This window comes from Thioclava sp. NG1, assembly GCF_003122275.1.
GTDB classification, from domain to species: domain Bacteria; phylum Pseudomonadota; class Alphaproteobacteria; order Rhodobacterales; family Rhodobacteraceae; genus Thioclava; species Thioclava nitratireducens.
The window spans coordinates 55,914-70,103 of sequence record NZ_QFBB01000013.1 but is presented as its reverse complement, the minus strand read 5'-3'; the positions used below and the strand labels follow the sequence as shown (position 1 = coordinate 70,103).

Below are 14,190 nucleotides of genomic sequence, written 5' to 3'. Positions count from 1 at the left end.
GGACAATTCAATGGTCGAGTTCAACAAGATCCTCGTGGCCAACCGTGGCGAGATCGCCATCCGGGTGATGCGCGCCGCCAACGAGCTGGGCAAGAAGACGGTCGCCGTCTACGCCGAAGAGGACAAGTTGGGCCTGCACCGCTTCAAGGCCGATGAAGCCTATCGCATTGGCGAAGGCCTCTCGCCCGTGGGTGCCTATCTCTCGATCGAAGAAATCATCCGTGTCGCCAAGGAAAGCGGTGCCGACGCGATCCACCCGGGCTATGGCCTGCTGTCGGAGAACCCCGATTTCGTCGAAGCCTGCGATGCCGTCGGCATCACCTTCATCGGCCCGAGAGCCGAAACGATGCGCGCGCTCGGCGACAAGGCCTCGGCCCGGCGCGTCGCGATCAAGGCCGGCGTGCCGGTCATTCCCGCGACCGAAGTGCTGGGCGAGGATTTCGACGCGATCAAGAAAGAGGCCGCCGAGATCGGCTACCCGCTAATGCTGAAAGCCAGCTGGGGCGGCGGCGGGCGCGGCATGCGCCCGATCCTCGGCGAGGAGGAACTGGTCGAGAAGGTCCGAGAAGGCCGGCGCGAAGCCGAAGCCGCCTTCGGAAATGGCGAGGGCTATCTCGAGAAGATGATCACCCGCGCGCGCCACGTCGAGGTGCAGCTTCTGGGCGACACGCATGGCAATCTCTATCACCTCTACGAGCGCGACTGCACCGTGCAGCGCCGCAACCAGAAGGTCGTCGAGCGCGCCCCTGCCCCCTACCTGTCGGACGAACAGCGCGAAGAGGTCTGCCAACTCGCGCTGAAGATCGGTCAGGCAGTCGGCTATGAATGTGCCGGCACGGTCGAATTCCTGATGGATATGGACACCGACAATTTCTACTTCATCGAGGTGAACCCGCGCGTTCAGGTCGAGCATACCGTGACCGAGGAAGTCACCGGCATCGACATCGTGCAGGCCCAGATCAAGATTGCCGAAGGCGCGACACTCGCAGAGGCGACCCGCGCCAAGTCGCAGGACGAGATCGAACTGTCGGGCCACGCGCTGCAATGCCGCGTGACCACCGAGGACCCGCAGAACAACTTCATCCCCGATTACGGCCGACTGACCGCCTATCGTTCGGCCACCGGCAACGGCATCCGTCTCGATGGCGGCACAGCCTATGCGGGCGGCGTCATCACCCGCTATTACGACTCGCTGCTGGTGAAGGTCACCGCCTGGGCGCAGGATCCCGATCAGGCGATCCGCCGGATGGACCGCGCCCTGCGCGAATTCCGTATCCGCGGCGTGAGCACGAATATCGACTTCGTCATCAACCTGCTCAAGCACCCGACCTTCCTCGACATGAGCTACACGACGAAGTTCATCGACACGACGCCGGAGCTGTTCGACTTCAAGCAGCGCCGCGATCGGGGCACCAAGATCCTGACCTATATCGCGGATATCACCGTGAACGGTCACCCCGAGACCGCGGGCCGCAACAAGCCCCATGCCGAAGCGAAACCGCCGCGCCTGCCCGCCTACAAGGATGAGGCGAAACCGGGCAGCCGGAACCTGCTGGAGAAGGAAGGCGCGAAGGCGGTCGCCGACTGGATGAAGGCGCAGAAGAAGCTGCTGCTGACCGACACCACGATGCGCGACGGCCACCAGTCGCTGCTGGCGACCCGGATGCGCTCGATCGACATGATCAAGGCCGCGCCCGCCTATGCCTCGAACCTCAGCGACCTGTTCTCGGTCGAATGCTGGGGCGGCGCGACCTTCGACGTGGCCTACCGCTTCTTGCAGGAATGCCCGTGGCAGCGCCTGCGGGACATCCGCGAAGAGATGCCCAATATCCTGACGCAGATGCTGCTGCGCGCCTCGAACGGCGTGGGCTACACGAACTACCCCGACAACGTTGTGCAGTTCTTCGTCAAGCAGGCGGCGGAAAGCGGCGTCGACGTGTTCCGCGTCTTCGACTCGCTCAACTGGGTCGAGAACATGCGCGTCGCGATGGATGCGGTGATCGAGAGCGGCAAGATCTGCGAAGGCACGATCTGCTACACCGGCGATATCCTCGATCCCGACCGCGCCAAATATGACCTGAAATACTATATCGGCATGGCGAAAGAGTTGGAGGCCGCGGGCGCGCATGTGCTGGGTCTCAAGGATATGGCGGGGCTTCTGAAACCCGCTGCCGCCCGCAAGCTGATCGCGGCGCTGAAGGAAGAGGTCGATATCCCGATCCACTTCCACACCCATGACACGAGCGGAATCGCGGGTGCGACCATTCTCGCAGCGGCAGATGCTGGCGTCGACGCGGTCGATGCGGCGATGGACGCCTTCTCGGGCGGCACTTCGCAGCCCTGCCTCGGCTCGATCGTGGAGGCGCTGGCCCATACCGAGCGCGACACCGGTCTCGATATCCACGCGATCCGCATGATGTCGAACTATTGGGAGGCCGTGCGCCACCAATATGCAGCCTTCGAGAGCGGCCTCGAAGCCCCGGCCTCCGAGGTCTATCTGCACGAGATGCCCGGCGGCCAGTTCACCAACCTCAAGGCGCAGGCGCGCTCGCTGGGGCTGGAAGAGCGCTGGCATGAGGTGGCGCAGGCTTATGCCGACGCCAACCAGATCTTCGGCGATATCGTGAAGGTCACGCCGTCGTCGAAAGTCGTGGGCGACATGGCGCTGATGATGGTCGCGCAGGGCCTGTCGAAGGAAGACGTGCTCGACCCGGCCAAGGATGTTTCCTTCCCGGATTCGGTGATCGACATGATGCGCGGCAATCTCGGCCAACCGCCCGGCGGCTGGCCCGAGGGTGTTGTGAAGAAGGTTCTCAAGGGCGAACATCCCTCGACCGAGCGCCCGGGCAAGAACCTGCCCCCGGTCGATCTGGAAGCCGCCCGCAAGGAGGCATCCGAGCAGCTCGACGGGCGCGAAATCGACAATGAGGATCTCGCGGGCTACCTGATGTATCCCAAGGTCTTCACCGATTACGCAAGCCGCCACGAAGCCTATGGCCCGGTGCGCACCCTGCCCACCCCGGTCTTCTTCTACGGGATGGAGCCGCAGGACGAGATCTCCGCCGAGATCGACCCCGGCAAGACGTTGGAAATCCGCTACCTCACCACCGGCGAGACCGACGAGCTGGGCGAGGTGAAGGTCTATTTCGAACTCAACGGCCAGCCCCGCGCCGTGCGCGTCCCGAACCGCGCGGTGAAGGCGACGACGGCGGCGAAGCCGAAAGCCGAAGCAGGCAACTCGAACCATATCGGCGCGCCGATGCCGGGCTCGATCGCCTCGATCGCGGTCAATGTCGGCCAGAAGGTGAAACCGGGCGATATGCTCCTGACCATCGAAGCGATGAAGATGGAGACGGGGATCCATTCCGACCGCGAAGCCACGGTGAAGGCGATCCATGTCTCGCCGGGCGCGCAGATCGACGCGAAGGATCTGCTGGTCGAACTGGATTAGACTCGCAAACAAAATAGATAGCCAACATTATAGGACCCTGATGGGGCGAAGAATTCCGTTAAAAATCGTCCTCTTCACCTTCCCGAGGGCGAGCAACTGGTGACACCGGATTTCCCGGGACCGCCTCATTTGCAGAGCTATTTCCCGCGACGACGAAGCGAGCAAGTGTTGCGCTCGGGACTTCGCCGCCGTGGACGTTTGACATGGGAGGGTGGTCGCTAAACTTCAGGCAGATTGAGGGACAAAAATCCACACTATGTATCGCGCGTCTGTTAACGTTGTGGTGCGCTTTACAGCTCCATCCGAATAGGAAAATGTTAGGTCTCGTATCAAGTCGAAGAGGAACCGACACCTCTCGACAGATGCCGCTCGCAGCCATAGTGCCACCCAAGTCTGACCAACAAATCGAACAGGTTTCGGTTGAACGCCGAGGTGCATTCCTTACAACTCCCTGCGCGGAGAAGTTCGCGCCAAGCGCCGGGCGAACCGCGCTACTCACAGATCCAGACCCCGGGGGTTTCCATGATCCGTCATTTCGTCTTCTTCACCGCCCAAAAGGACGATGATCTCATTGCCATCCGGGACGGCCTCCGTCTCCTCACCCAGATTCCGCATGCCAAGCGCCTCGAGATCGCCCTGAACCGGAAGTCCGATCCGACGAGCAAGGAGGTCGATGTTATCGTCTATGGCGAATTCGCGGACGATGCGGCCTTGGCGGCGTACAAGGCGCACGCGCTTTACGCCGAATCCATCCGCCGGGTGAAACCCCTGCGCGAGATGCGGCACGCGGCCGACTACGACGCCGCGCAGGCCTTTTCCACCGCCGCAGATGACGTCTGAAAATCCACGCGACAATAGGAGAGGACGGGGCACTGGACCACAGATCCTGCTGCGGGACGACCTGGCTGGCCGCGAATTGCATTTCAGCAGCCCCGACGAAATTGTTAGCGCGACTGAACCCAAGGAATTGGCTGGTGCGCTGGCGCGCATCGCTCATGCACAGGCGTCGGGCAAATGGTGCGCGGGCTATCTGAGCTATGAGGCCGGCTATGCTCTCGAGGCGAAACTGCTGGATTATCTACCGGACGGACGGCGCCTGCCACTGGTCCACATGGGCATCTTCGATGCGCCGGAAAATCGCCCGGTTCCGCCCTGCCAGCCCGGGCACGCGACACTTTCCGGGTTGCATCCGACTTGGTCCCTCGACGATTATGCGCCGCGTTTTGCGCGGGTGCATTGCCACCTCCGTGCCGGCGACTGCTATCAGGCGAACCTGACCTTCCCGATCACGGCCCGGTGGCAGGGGGCGCCCACCGCCCTGTTCGACGCCATGACCGCCCGCCAACCTGTCCGGTATGGCGCGCTGATCGATCTCGGCGGTCCCACCATTCTGTCGCGCTCGCCGGAGCTCTTCTTCAAGGTCGATGAGGCAGGTTGGATCGAGACCCATCCAATGAAGGGTACGATCCACCGCGGCACGACGCCCGACGAGGATGCAGCTTTGGCCGAGACCTTGCAACACGACCCCAAAAGCCAAGCCGAAAACCTGATGATTGTCGATCTTCTGCGCAACGACATCTCCCGCATCTGCGCGCTCGGCACAGTAGAAGTCCCCAAGCTCTTTTGCGTCGAGAGCTACCCGACAGTCCACCAGATGGTGAGCCGCATTCGCGCGCGCCTCGCGCCCGGCATCGGATTCGCAGAGATTATCACCGCCCTCTTTCCCTGCGGCTCGATCACCGGCGCACCGAAGATCCGTGCCATGCAAATCCTTCGCGCGCTCGAGGAGACGCCCCGCGACATCTATTGTGGCGCGATCGGCTATCTCGCTCCCTCGGGTGCCATGCGTTTCAACGTGGCGATCCGCACTATCACTTTGAAGCCCGACGGCGAGGCGGTGCTCAATGTCGGCGGCGGCCTCGTCTATGACTCAGAGGTACAAACGGAATATGACGAGTGCCTGCTCAAGGCACGCTTCGCTAATGCAGTTCCCACAGCAAACTTTCTCCGTGAGAAGCCTCCGAGCCTGCCAGTGACCGTAAGAGAATAAAGCTCATGTTAGGTTCGGGACGTCGGTCACAGGTTTGGGTTCGTCAAAAGATCCCATGCGCAGAAAATGAATCCGCTGACGGGAGGCTAACGATTGTTAGATCCGTCTTGCCCTTTTCTTTGGCGTTCACCCCCGGAGCCTCGCGTGAAATCGTCGCTGAATTTTGTGCTGCTCATCATGACCTCTTTGCCTCTCGGTGGCGGTCAGGCTTTTCTCGGCAGGTCACTGCGGAAGCAACTTCGGGAAAAAGTTCAGCGCAGGCCAGATTTTCATTTCCGTCAGCGCAGGAAGCGACCCATGTCCAACGGTGACCCCAAATGCACTGATAGGATTCGTCCTCTACAACCTTGCTGTGGACGACCGACTGGCGGCACCGGCAACTCCCTCCGGTGCCGTCTTTTTTGGTGCAAAGTCATCGCCTGGTCGGGAGGACACGAGATAGGTCCACCAGATTGCGCCGTGCCCCCGCCAAGCCCCCCCCTCGAGAGTGTTACCTTCGAACACAAGTGTGCTAATCCCATAGAGATCCTGAAACCTGTCGGTCCATGGCCGGCGGAGATTTTCCCGGAAAGGGAACGCGATGCCCCGTTCGGAGCCGACTCTCACCGTCTTTCGCAATCAGACCTTCCGCATGCTCTGGATTGCGACCCTCGCATCCAATTTCGGAGGTCTGGTTCAAGCTGTGGGGGCCGCCTGGATGATGACGGCTCTGACCTCGTCCCAGAGCATGGTGGCTCTGGTGCAGGCGTCCGTCACGCTGCCAATCATGGTCTTCTCGCTCGCGGCAGGCGTTTTCGCAGACAATTTCAATCGCAGAAAAATCATGATCGTCGCGCAGTCGTTCATGCTGCTCGTCTCGGTAACCCTTGCAATACTGGCCTACGAAGAGCTTCTGACCGCGCCTCTTCTTCTTGCATTCACCTTCCTGATAGGCTGCGGCACGGCGCTGCATAACCCGTCCTGGCAGGCCTCTGTCGGCGATATCGTGACACGCGATGAATTGCCCGCCGCCGTGTCGGTGAACAGCATGGGCTTCAACATGATGCGCAGCATCGGCCCTGCGGCGGGGGGGCTGATCGTTGCGATCGCAGGCGCAGCGGCGGCCTTTGCGGTGAACGCGCTGAGCTACGTCGCGATCATCGCGGCGCTGTTCAACTGGCGGCCCGCGATGCCACCCCGAAGCCTGCCGCCAGAGCCTCTGGGCCCTGCCTTTGCCGCCGGGCTGCGCTATGTCGCCATGTCGCCGAACCTGATCCGCGTCATCCTGCGCGGCTTCCTGTTCGGGCTCTCGGCGGTCGCGATCCAGGCGCTTTTGCCGCTGGTCGTGCGGGACCACCTGCACGGTGGCGCGTTCGGCTACGGCCTGTTGCTCGGATGTTTTGGGCTGGGTGCCGTTTTTGGCGCGTTGGGGAATGCGCAGTTCCGCGCGCGGTTCCAAAGCGAACATATCACGCGGATCGGGTTTCTCGGCTTTGCCGCGAGTTCCGGGGTGCTCGCCGTGAGCGACAGCATCGCGATCTGTGCCATGGCGATGCTTGTCGCCGGCATCTCCTGGGGCATCTCGCTGTCGCTTTTCAACGTGACGATGCAACTCTCGACACCGCGATGGGTGGTGGGGCGTGTGCTGGCGCTCTACCAGACCGGTGTCTTTGGCGGCATGGCGGGCGGCAGCTGGCTCTGGGGCACCCTGGCGGAAACCTTCGATCTTCAGTTTGCCCTCCTGGTCGCCGCCGCAATGCTTGTGATCGGCGCCGGGGTGGGACTTCTCGCGCCGCTCCCCGATTCCGAATATCTGGATCTGGCCCCCCTGAACCGCTTCAAGGAGCCATATCTCCGGCTCGATCTGAGACAGCGCAGCGGGCCGATCATGATCCTTGTCGATTACGACATCGCTCAGGAAAACGTTCCCGACTTTCTCGCGCTGATGAGCGAACGGCGGCGAATCCGGATTCGCGATGGCGCCCAGCAATGGTCGCTGCTTCGGGATCTCGAAAATCCGGACATCTGGACGGAAACCTATCATGTGCCGACCTGGGTGGAGTATGTTCGACATAACGAACGCCGGACCCAGGCTGATCGCGACGTGACGGACCGCCTTATCGCCTTGCACAAAGGGCAAGAGCCGGTCCGGGTCCACCGGATGATCGAACGGCAAACGGTCTCAAAGCACGACGACACGCCCTTGAGATGATATTCGCCCTCGATAAAGACAGCCGTCGGAACAGCTTCGTCGAGTGAACCCGCCGCCGACCGGCGCCTCGACGAAACGCACACATTTGCGAGATTTTTTCACATTTCGCAAAGAGGTCCCCAAACATATCGCCGATGTATGTTTGGGGGCCTTTGTGCGGCGCGAGTCAAAACAAACACGCTTGCGGGAATTCGCATATCGGACTGTGCGAGAGGGTCGAAACGATGCCCCGACAGTCTGGCCCTGACGGGCAATACTGAAGCGCCGCTGGAGAACCAAGAGCCATTCCGAGTTTAGGACACGCCCGGCAGATTTCTGCCGCCCGCGTCCTTCGGTTTCGTCGCCAAATCAGGCTGCGACGGGAGACCGGACCTTCTCGTTTCGAACGAAGTAGCGCGACCCGCCCTTCTCGGAGGATTTGCTGAAGCCTATCTCCACATCTCGGTCGAGCTTGACCATGATGTCGAGAAGCTTCGCGAGGGAGAAGCGCGTCCGCAATAGGCTCCAAGAGATCATGAGGCGACGCGTCAGGCCGCGTGAACACCCTTGGCAGACAACCATAACACTCCCGGCCCACAGCCGACATTCGTGCCTAACCCAGCGGATGACTGGCGTCAGCCAAAACACAACATTGGTATGAGGCGCATTGACTGCTTTTCTGCGAGTGCGAAGCATTTGGTCCATTTTTCGCGACAGCCTTCATTCAGCAGGCGCTGGCAGCCCTGCTTGATGCTGCGGTCAGTAGTTGGAGCGGCGAAGCGCAGATCGCGATCTATGCAAACTCAGCCTTGCTCTGTCTGAACAAGCGCATTTGCGAACATGCTAAAAGCTAAGGCGCAGTTGTCGCCCAGCTTTTTCTGGTGGTCAGGACCACTTGTCCTATGACAGCTCTGCCAAGATTGGCACCGTCTTCATGTGAGCCTCAACGGCTGACCTGACTTCATCGCTCATCGGCAGGCTCGCCGCTTCAACTTCCCAATGCTCCCGAAAAAGCTGGACCGTCTCTTTGGCAGCATCGATCGCCATCTTCTTTGGAATAGCAGCTTTGACGGCAAGGTGCTCTAGCTCATCCACCGAGAATGCCGAGAACACTTTGGCACGACTGATCTTCATGTTCGTCGCATCACCCGGAATGTAGGGCACAGTTGCCACAAAATCATAGGCTGGCGCGAGCGAGACATACCGCCTGTCCGGATAGATCAAAGACCAGTTCTTCATGTGCATGTCGGCATTGCCGATCAGCATGTTGAAAGTCAGGCGCCTTACATATTCGATGATGTCGGCATCGTTACCTTCGGCGGCGATTACTTGGGCGATGTTGCGGAATGTGCCATTGCCGTATTTGTCTTCGGGATAGAGCCCATAGACCTGCGCAAAATCCTCGATATGCACGCGCGACCCGTCGGACAGACGGTCGAAGCGCTCGATCACAAAGGCATGGTCGCCGATCTTATCGATACCGTCGGGCAGATTCTTGATCGCATCGATGTGGACCAGATCGATGGCGGGGACGTTCATCCCGATAAGGCTTGCCAGCGTCATCATCGAGAATTCATTTTCAGGGACGCCTGCGAATTCACGCGAGGGTAGCTTTACGATCCAGGAGCCCCCAACACCGGAGGCGGGTATGGTCAGCCCTCCACTTGCTTCCATTACTGCGGAAAACTTTAGCTGAACACCTGCCAGCGAAAACCGCAAAGCGTTCTCTCGCTGATCATCACTTTGATCATCGCTACCATCGGCAGCGTCCGGCGGCCATGCCTCACCTTCGGCAGGGGTGATTGTGATCGCGCCGGGCAAATCATGGCCAAGTGCCCAAAGCAGGTAGAATTCACGTTCGGGGTTTACGCCCGCCTGTTCGGCTAGGTATTTGCGCAGATGGCCCTCGGGGAGAAGGTTTGAGAAGAAGGGCATGACCCGCTTCTGATAGGGCCGAAAATCCGTATAGAGGTCTCCGTACTCATCCTTGAAAGCGAGGCCGAGGGTCGGCCTGTCAGGGTCAGCAATATACTCGTCCGTGAAGGCAAAGATGGTGCGATCGCCACCGAGATTAGTGAGCGTGCCGATGGGCTCGCCATACAGATTTACGTTCAGGACGGAGACACTACTCATCGTTATCTCCATCAAGGCGATAGGCAGGGCGCGGCGATCGAGTCTGCTCCTCGTTGGATACGCCATGAGCAAGCAGGTTGCGCAAACTGTTCATCTGCTTTGACGCGTCTCGCAGTGCTGCTACGCCATCCGCGTCATCCACGGCTTTGAGAGCTTCACGGATGCTGCGCAATGTGTCGGTGTTCCGGATCAAGTTCTCGAACTGCCGCATCTCCCGAAACTGCCGCCGCAGGTTTTCGAAGGCCGGGCTATCGATCTTGAGCGATTGGATGTGCTCAAGCTGCTTGGCGAGCCGGGCAATCTCTTTGCGCGCTTCCGGCGTGGCCTTCGGCGCGTCGTTTACGCTACGGGTGATCGTCCGTACGGCGGGCGCAGCCTTGCGCGGCACGAGCGCCAGTTCCAGATCAAGGGCGTTGGCGATGGCGGTCAGGCTTGAGACGGTAAGATTCACCGCGCCGCTCTCGATCTTGGAGATATGCGATTGCGGCACGCCTGCACGCGCGCTTAGCGCACGCTGGCTAAGCCCCTTCTTCTCACGCGCAGCCTTCAGTGTCGCCGCCAGTTTCTCGGTCTCATAGCTCATTTTGATATAATCCTGCATATCAAGCAAAGCACCTGATATGCTTAAATGTATCATTTGGAGCGCGAACTTTCAAGTCTCGATCTATTTCCACGCATCATAATACGACAATGATCTGCTTTTATAGATCGCCTTGTGACGCACTTTTAGCCCAGCCAAGAGGAGCCCGGCGTGCGGCTCACCATGCGATCGTATGTGTCTTCCTCGGTCTCTTCGGAAAGCTCGAAGCGTGATGATTCATCCCCAAGATGGATAAGGGAGAGCGCAAAGTCGTGGACTTCGGAGACCAGAGCATGCTCGGTGCAGGGCTCTTTGAACCAGATTCCCGACTCATGATCCCGCGTTGCTTTTCGCCGAACCAGTTCGGTTTCCGTTGACGGTATCGCGGTCGTCGGTATCTCGATTGGTGGCCGCCCAGACGTTTTGAAATAGGCACCTGTGCGCAAGGCGCGATCACTCGACCGCGCCCAATGAATGAAGCCGTCGATAGACTTCACAAGAACTGCACGGCGCTCGGTGTACTGCAGCCAGCGCAGCGTCGCCGCGATCAGGGACACGCCGTAGCGGTCCGCGCATGCCCCCAAAGTCTCTAGGTCAGGCTGAGATTTCGGAGCAATCTGCGCGCGGAAGTCATCCAGCGGCATCAGGAGATTTGCGGCAAACTCGTTCGCCTCTTTCTCGATCTGCCGGTACTTGCTGTCCCAGCGCTCCATGTCCTCGCTACTGCACTGGATACCGTCGGGATGATCCTGCCTGTGCAAGAGGTAGTGCCCGAACTCGTGGGCGAGGGTAAAGTTGATCCGCCCCGGCGATGCTGTGTCCGAATTGAAAAAGATGCCCCAGCCTTTCTCGCCAGGCGGAGCTTTCATCAAGGCGCCCTCGAACCCTTTCAGCGGGGCGCCCTGCACAAGGCTTATAGGATCGTCAGGAAAGCGTTGCCTGGAAAAATCACAGGCGAGCGCTTCAACATTCACCGGGAAGCGATCGTCGCCACCCAAGGTGTTCAGGATGATGGTCAGATCGTATGCCCATCGTTGTGGCGACTTCGGCTTGGTCATCCGGGTTTCCCCCATAGTTTCACCATCTCACGGATTTTTTCTTTCGTGTCGGCGTCCATGTGTTTGTACTCGCGATAGAACTGCGCATCGACAGCGTCTTCCTCTGTGATCGCCTGCTTTTCATCGAGCAGGTACTCAATCGTGACGCCAAGCGCTCCCGCGATCTTAGCCAATTTCTCCGCCGAGGGACGCGGCGGGTTCTTGTTCTCCAGCTCCCATATGTAGCTTTTGCTGGAGCCGGTGAGCTCGGCAAGTTTGTCGAGCGTGAGCTTTTGCTCCTTCCGTAAGCGGCGAATCTTCTCTCCCAAGCTGTTGGTCATATGGCGGACTCCCCGTCGATCTTCCTGTTCGGTAAAGGCACACTTTACGTGCTTGACTTCTGACTTTCAACAAACATAAGATGTTCGGAGTAGGCGCACTTTTTGTGACTGCGCTCCTAACGACCAGGAGGTATGAAAACCATGAGTAAGGGACCGAAGACCCATCACGTCGTGCCGAACCCGGCAGGCGGATGGGATGTGAAGCGTGGCGGCGCATCCCGCGCCAGCAGCCACCATGAAACCAAGCAGGACGCCGTCGATCGCGGACGTGAAATCAGCCGCAACCAGCAAAGCGAACTGCGTATCCACAACCGCGACGGACGGATCGCCAACAGCGACAGCCACGGTGGCGATCCGTTCCCGCCCAAAGGCTAAACAGAAAGGACACGGCCATGGCGAAGGACGAAACGGGCAAACCCGCAAAAGAGTACACGATTGTCGTGAACGGCCGCGAGAAGACGGTGACGGCGACAGAGCTTGGCGAGGACGATCTGGTCGCCCTTGCTTACGAAAACCCGCCCACGGGCGCGTTGATCTGCTTCACGATCACTTACCGGCGCGGCCAGGGCAACAAGCCCGAGGGCACGCTGGATGACGGCGATACTGTGAAGCTGAAGGAGGGCATGATCTTCAATGTCACGGCAACTGATAAGTCGTAACGCCGATCTCAAGGCCCTCGAAGAAGGCGGATACGAGGTGGCTGTGAAAGGTGGCCACCTCGTGATCTCCAACGTGCCCTACGTGAACGCCAATCGCGAGGTGAAGCTTGGTACGCTCGTTTCTGTTCTGCAGATGAACGGGGATGCGACGATGACCCCGAGCGACCACAAGGCGTACTTCGTAGGCGAACATCCTTGCGATCAGAACGGCAAAACGTTCGAAGGCATCAGGCATTCCAGCAGGCGTCAGACCCTCGGCAAGGACATCACGGTAGACCATATGTTTTCGGCAAAACCGAAAGAGGGCTACCGCGACTACGAACACAAGATGACCACCTATGTGGAGATGATCGCATCGCCTGCGCGGAAGATCGATCCGTCAGCTGATGCGCGCACTTACGTGGTGGCAAACTCCGATGAGCCCGATCCAGTGTTCAACTACCATGACACGGCTTCGACACGGGCTGGGATCGGCGGCCTCTCGGACAAGCTGGCGATGAATAAGGTTGCCATTGTCGGCCTCGGCGGGACGGGCTCTTACGTGCTCGATCTGCTCGCCAAGACACCGATCCGCGAGCTGCATCTCATCGATGGCGATGATTTTCTTCAGCACAACGCCTTCCGCAGCCCCGGTGCGCCCAGCATCGAAACACTGCGCGAGCGAAACAAAAAGGTCGATTACTTCGCAGCGCTTTATGCGCTCATGCGCAAAGGGATAGTCCCGCACCCGGTCTATCTCGACGAATCCAACGCGGACCTTCTGGACGAGATGGATTTCGTCTTCGTGTGCGTTGATTCCGGCGCGGCCAAACGCCCGGCGGTCGAACGTCTCGAAGAACAGGGCACCCCCTTCATCGATGTTGGTATGGGCATCGAGATGGGCGACGATGCTCTGGTGGGCGTGCTGCGAGTGACGCTGAGTACCGCTGAACAGCGCGAGCCACTACGTCGCCGCGTGGGGATGGGCGAAGCGGACGTAGATGACGCCTACGCCACGAACATCCAGGTGGCTGATCTAAACGCACTGAACGCGACGCTCGCGGTGATCCGGTGGAAAAAGCTGGTAGGGTTTTATGCCGATTTTGAGGGCGAGCATTCCAGCAACTACACGATTGACGGCAACACAATAGACAACATGGACAAGCGCGATGGCGATTAAGAAAATTACCCACAAATTTGTAGATGCGATTCCAGAGCGCACCGAGGAGGGCGTTCTTTACCTCGCCATGGACTACGCAACGGCCGTTCACAAATGCGCCTGTGGCTGCGGCCGCGAAGTGGTCACGCCTTTAAGCCCGACCGACTGGAAGATGGGCTATGACGGCGTGTCGGTCTCGCTCTCGCCGTCCATCGGGAACTGGAGCTTTCCCTGTCGGTCGCACTACTGGATCAAGCAAAGCGATATCCGGTGGACGGGAGATATGAGCGATGAACAGATTGCCGCAGGGCGAGCACACGACCGTCGCGCCAAAAGCCGCTACTACGATGTGCCGGAAGTTTCCGCAGCACAGGCGAATGCGGATGCGCCACAAGGCCTTTGGCAACGTTTCCGGCGGTGGCTAGGCGGCAAGTAACGGTTGGTCCCGACGCCGGTACCGTGCCGCGAGAGCGGTCTCGTCCTTATCCCGCACCCCTTCCGTTCGATGATGTATGGCGGCTGCACCTGCGGCGAAAGGCGGCTTATCCAGCTGTGCATTCAGCATATGCCTCTCTACCCGCCGCCAAAACCCGCGACTTTGCAAAGTCAGCTCCACTGCGCACCCCTGCCG

12 protein-coding genes are annotated in these 14,190 nt (G+C 59.8%); 8 read left to right on the top strand and 4 right to left on the bottom strand.

What is annotated here, in order from left to right:
- Positions 1-10: 10 nt before the first annotated feature.
- From DEM26_RS18740 to DEM26_RS18725, 4 genes are all read left to right on the top strand, one after another.
- Positions 11-3,451, top strand: a complete 3,441-nt coding sequence (locus DEM26_RS18740; protein WP_109173107.1) for a pyruvate carboxylase — start codon at positions 11-13, stop codon at positions 3,449-3,451.
- Positions 3,452-3,973: 522 nt separating this feature from the next.
- On the top strand, positions 3,974-4,291 hold the full coding sequence (locus DEM26_RS18735) for a Dabb family protein (RefSeq protein ID WP_109173106.1): 318 nt from the start codon (positions 3,974-3,976) through the stop codon (positions 4,289-4,291).
- On the top strand, positions 4,281-5,501 hold the full coding sequence (locus DEM26_RS18730) for an aminodeoxychorismate synthase component I (RefSeq protein ID WP_109173105.1): 1,221 nt from the start codon (positions 4,281-4,283) through the stop codon (positions 5,499-5,501). The genes DEM26_RS18735 and DEM26_RS18730 overlap by 11 nt, the downstream gene beginning before the upstream one ends.
- Positions 5,502-6,081: 580 nt before the next feature.
- A complete protein-coding gene (locus tag DEM26_RS18725) occupies positions 6,082-7,692 on the top strand; it encodes an MFS transporter (protein WP_109173104.1) in 1,611 nt (536 codons plus the stop codon).
- 879 nt (positions 7,693-8,571) lie between these two features.
- Here DEM26_RS18725 and DEM26_RS18720 read toward each other — a convergent pair.
- The 4 genes from DEM26_RS18720 to DEM26_RS18705 form a co-directional block, all read right to left on the bottom strand.
- Positions 8,572-9,804, bottom strand: coding sequence for a type II toxin-antitoxin system HipA family toxin (locus DEM26_RS18720; RefSeq protein WP_088736189.1), 1,233 nt, complete (start codon positions 9,802-9,804; stop codon positions 8,572-8,574).
- Positions 9,797-10,387, bottom strand: a complete 591-nt coding sequence (locus DEM26_RS18715; RefSeq protein WP_088736226.1) for a helix-turn-helix domain-containing protein — start codon at positions 10,385-10,387, stop codon at positions 9,797-9,799. Before DEM26_RS18715 ends, DEM26_RS18720 begins: the two co-directional genes overlap by 8 nt.
- A gap of 143 nt (positions 10,388-10,530) precedes the next feature.
- On the bottom strand, positions 10,531-11,442 hold the full coding sequence (locus DEM26_RS18710) for an ImmA/IrrE family metallo-endopeptidase (protein ID WP_088736190.1): 912 nt from the start codon (positions 11,440-11,442) through the stop codon (positions 10,531-10,533).
- A complete protein-coding gene (locus tag DEM26_RS18705; RefSeq protein WP_088736191.1) occupies positions 11,439-11,762 on the bottom strand; it encodes a helix-turn-helix domain-containing protein in 324 nt (107 codons plus the stop codon). Before DEM26_RS18705 ends, DEM26_RS18710 begins: the two co-directional genes overlap by 4 nt.
- 141 nt (positions 11,763-11,903) lie before the next feature.
- Between DEM26_RS18705 and DEM26_RS18700 the strand changes: the two genes are divergently transcribed.
- The 4 genes from DEM26_RS18700 to DEM26_RS18685 are packed head-to-tail and all read left to right on the top strand — an operon-like array spanning position 11,904 to position 13,995.
- Positions 11,904-12,137 carry a DUF2188 domain-containing protein gene (locus DEM26_RS18700; protein WP_088736227.1) on the top strand — a complete coding sequence of 78 codons (234 nt, stop codon included), beginning with the start codon at positions 11,904-11,906 and terminating at the stop codon, positions 12,135-12,137.
- A 17-nt stretch (positions 12,138-12,154) separates the two neighbouring features.
- Entirely contained in the window at positions 12,155-12,421 is a 267-nt protein-coding gene (locus DEM26_RS18695) for a multiubiquitin domain-containing protein (protein ID WP_088736192.1), read from the top strand.
- Entirely contained in the window at positions 12,396-13,580 is a 1,185-nt protein-coding gene (locus tag DEM26_RS18690; RefSeq protein ID WP_088736193.1) for a ThiF family adenylyltransferase, read from the top strand. The genes DEM26_RS18695 and DEM26_RS18690 overlap by 26 nt, the downstream gene beginning before the upstream one ends.
- Positions 13,570-13,995, top strand: coding sequence for a DUF6527 family protein (locus tag DEM26_RS18685; protein ID WP_088736194.1), 426 nt, complete (start codon positions 13,570-13,572; stop codon positions 13,993-13,995). Before DEM26_RS18690 ends, DEM26_RS18685 begins: the two co-directional genes overlap by 11 nt.
- Positions 13,996-14,190: the final 195 nt, after the last annotated feature.

What these genes read in the sequence shown, in the direction of transcription:
- DEM26_RS18720 (WP_088736189.1), bottom strand. Translation starts at nt 9,804, where the DNA reads ATGAGTAGTGTCTCCGTCCTGAACGTAAATCTGTATGGCGAGCCCATC.
- DEM26_RS18730 (WP_109173105.1), top strand. Translation starts at nt 4,281, where the DNA reads ATGACGTCTGAAAATCCACGCGACAATAGGAGAGGACGGGGCACTGGA.
- DEM26_RS18700 (WP_088736227.1), top strand. Translation starts at nt 11,904, where the DNA reads ATGAGTAAGGGACCGAAGACCCATCACGTCGTGCCGAACCCGGCAGGC.
- DEM26_RS18690 (WP_088736193.1), top strand. Translation starts at nt 12,396, where the DNA reads ATGTCACGGCAACTGATAAGTCGTAACGCCGATCTCAAGGCCCTCGAA.
- DEM26_RS18740 (WP_109173107.1), top strand. Translation starts at nt 11, where the DNA reads ATGGTCGAGTTCAACAAGATCCTCGTGGCCAACCGTGGCGAGATCGCC.
- DEM26_RS18695 (WP_088736192.1), top strand. Translation starts at nt 12,155, where the DNA reads ATGGCGAAGGACGAAACGGGCAAACCCGCAAAAGAGTACACGATTGTC.
- DEM26_RS18705 (WP_088736191.1), bottom strand. Translation starts at nt 11,762, where the DNA reads ATGACCAACAGCTTGGGAGAGAAGATTCGCCGCTTACGGAAGGAGCAA.
- DEM26_RS18735 (WP_109173106.1), top strand. Translation starts at nt 3,974, where the DNA reads ATGATCCGTCATTTCGTCTTCTTCACCGCCCAAAAGGACGATGATCTC.
- DEM26_RS18685 (WP_088736194.1), top strand. Translation starts at nt 13,570, where the DNA reads ATGGCGATTAAGAAAATTACCCACAAATTTGTAGATGCGATTCCAGAG.
- DEM26_RS18710 (WP_088736190.1), bottom strand. Translation starts at nt 11,442, where the DNA reads ATGACCAAGCCGAAGTCGCCACAACGATGGGCATACGATCTGACCATC.
- DEM26_RS18715 (WP_088736226.1), bottom strand. Translation starts at nt 10,387, where the DNA reads ATGAGCTATGAGACCGAGAAACTGGCGGCGACACTGAAGGCTGCGCGT.
- DEM26_RS18725 (WP_109173104.1), top strand. Translation starts at nt 6,082, where the DNA reads ATGCCCCGTTCGGAGCCGACTCTCACCGTCTTTCGCAATCAGACCTTC.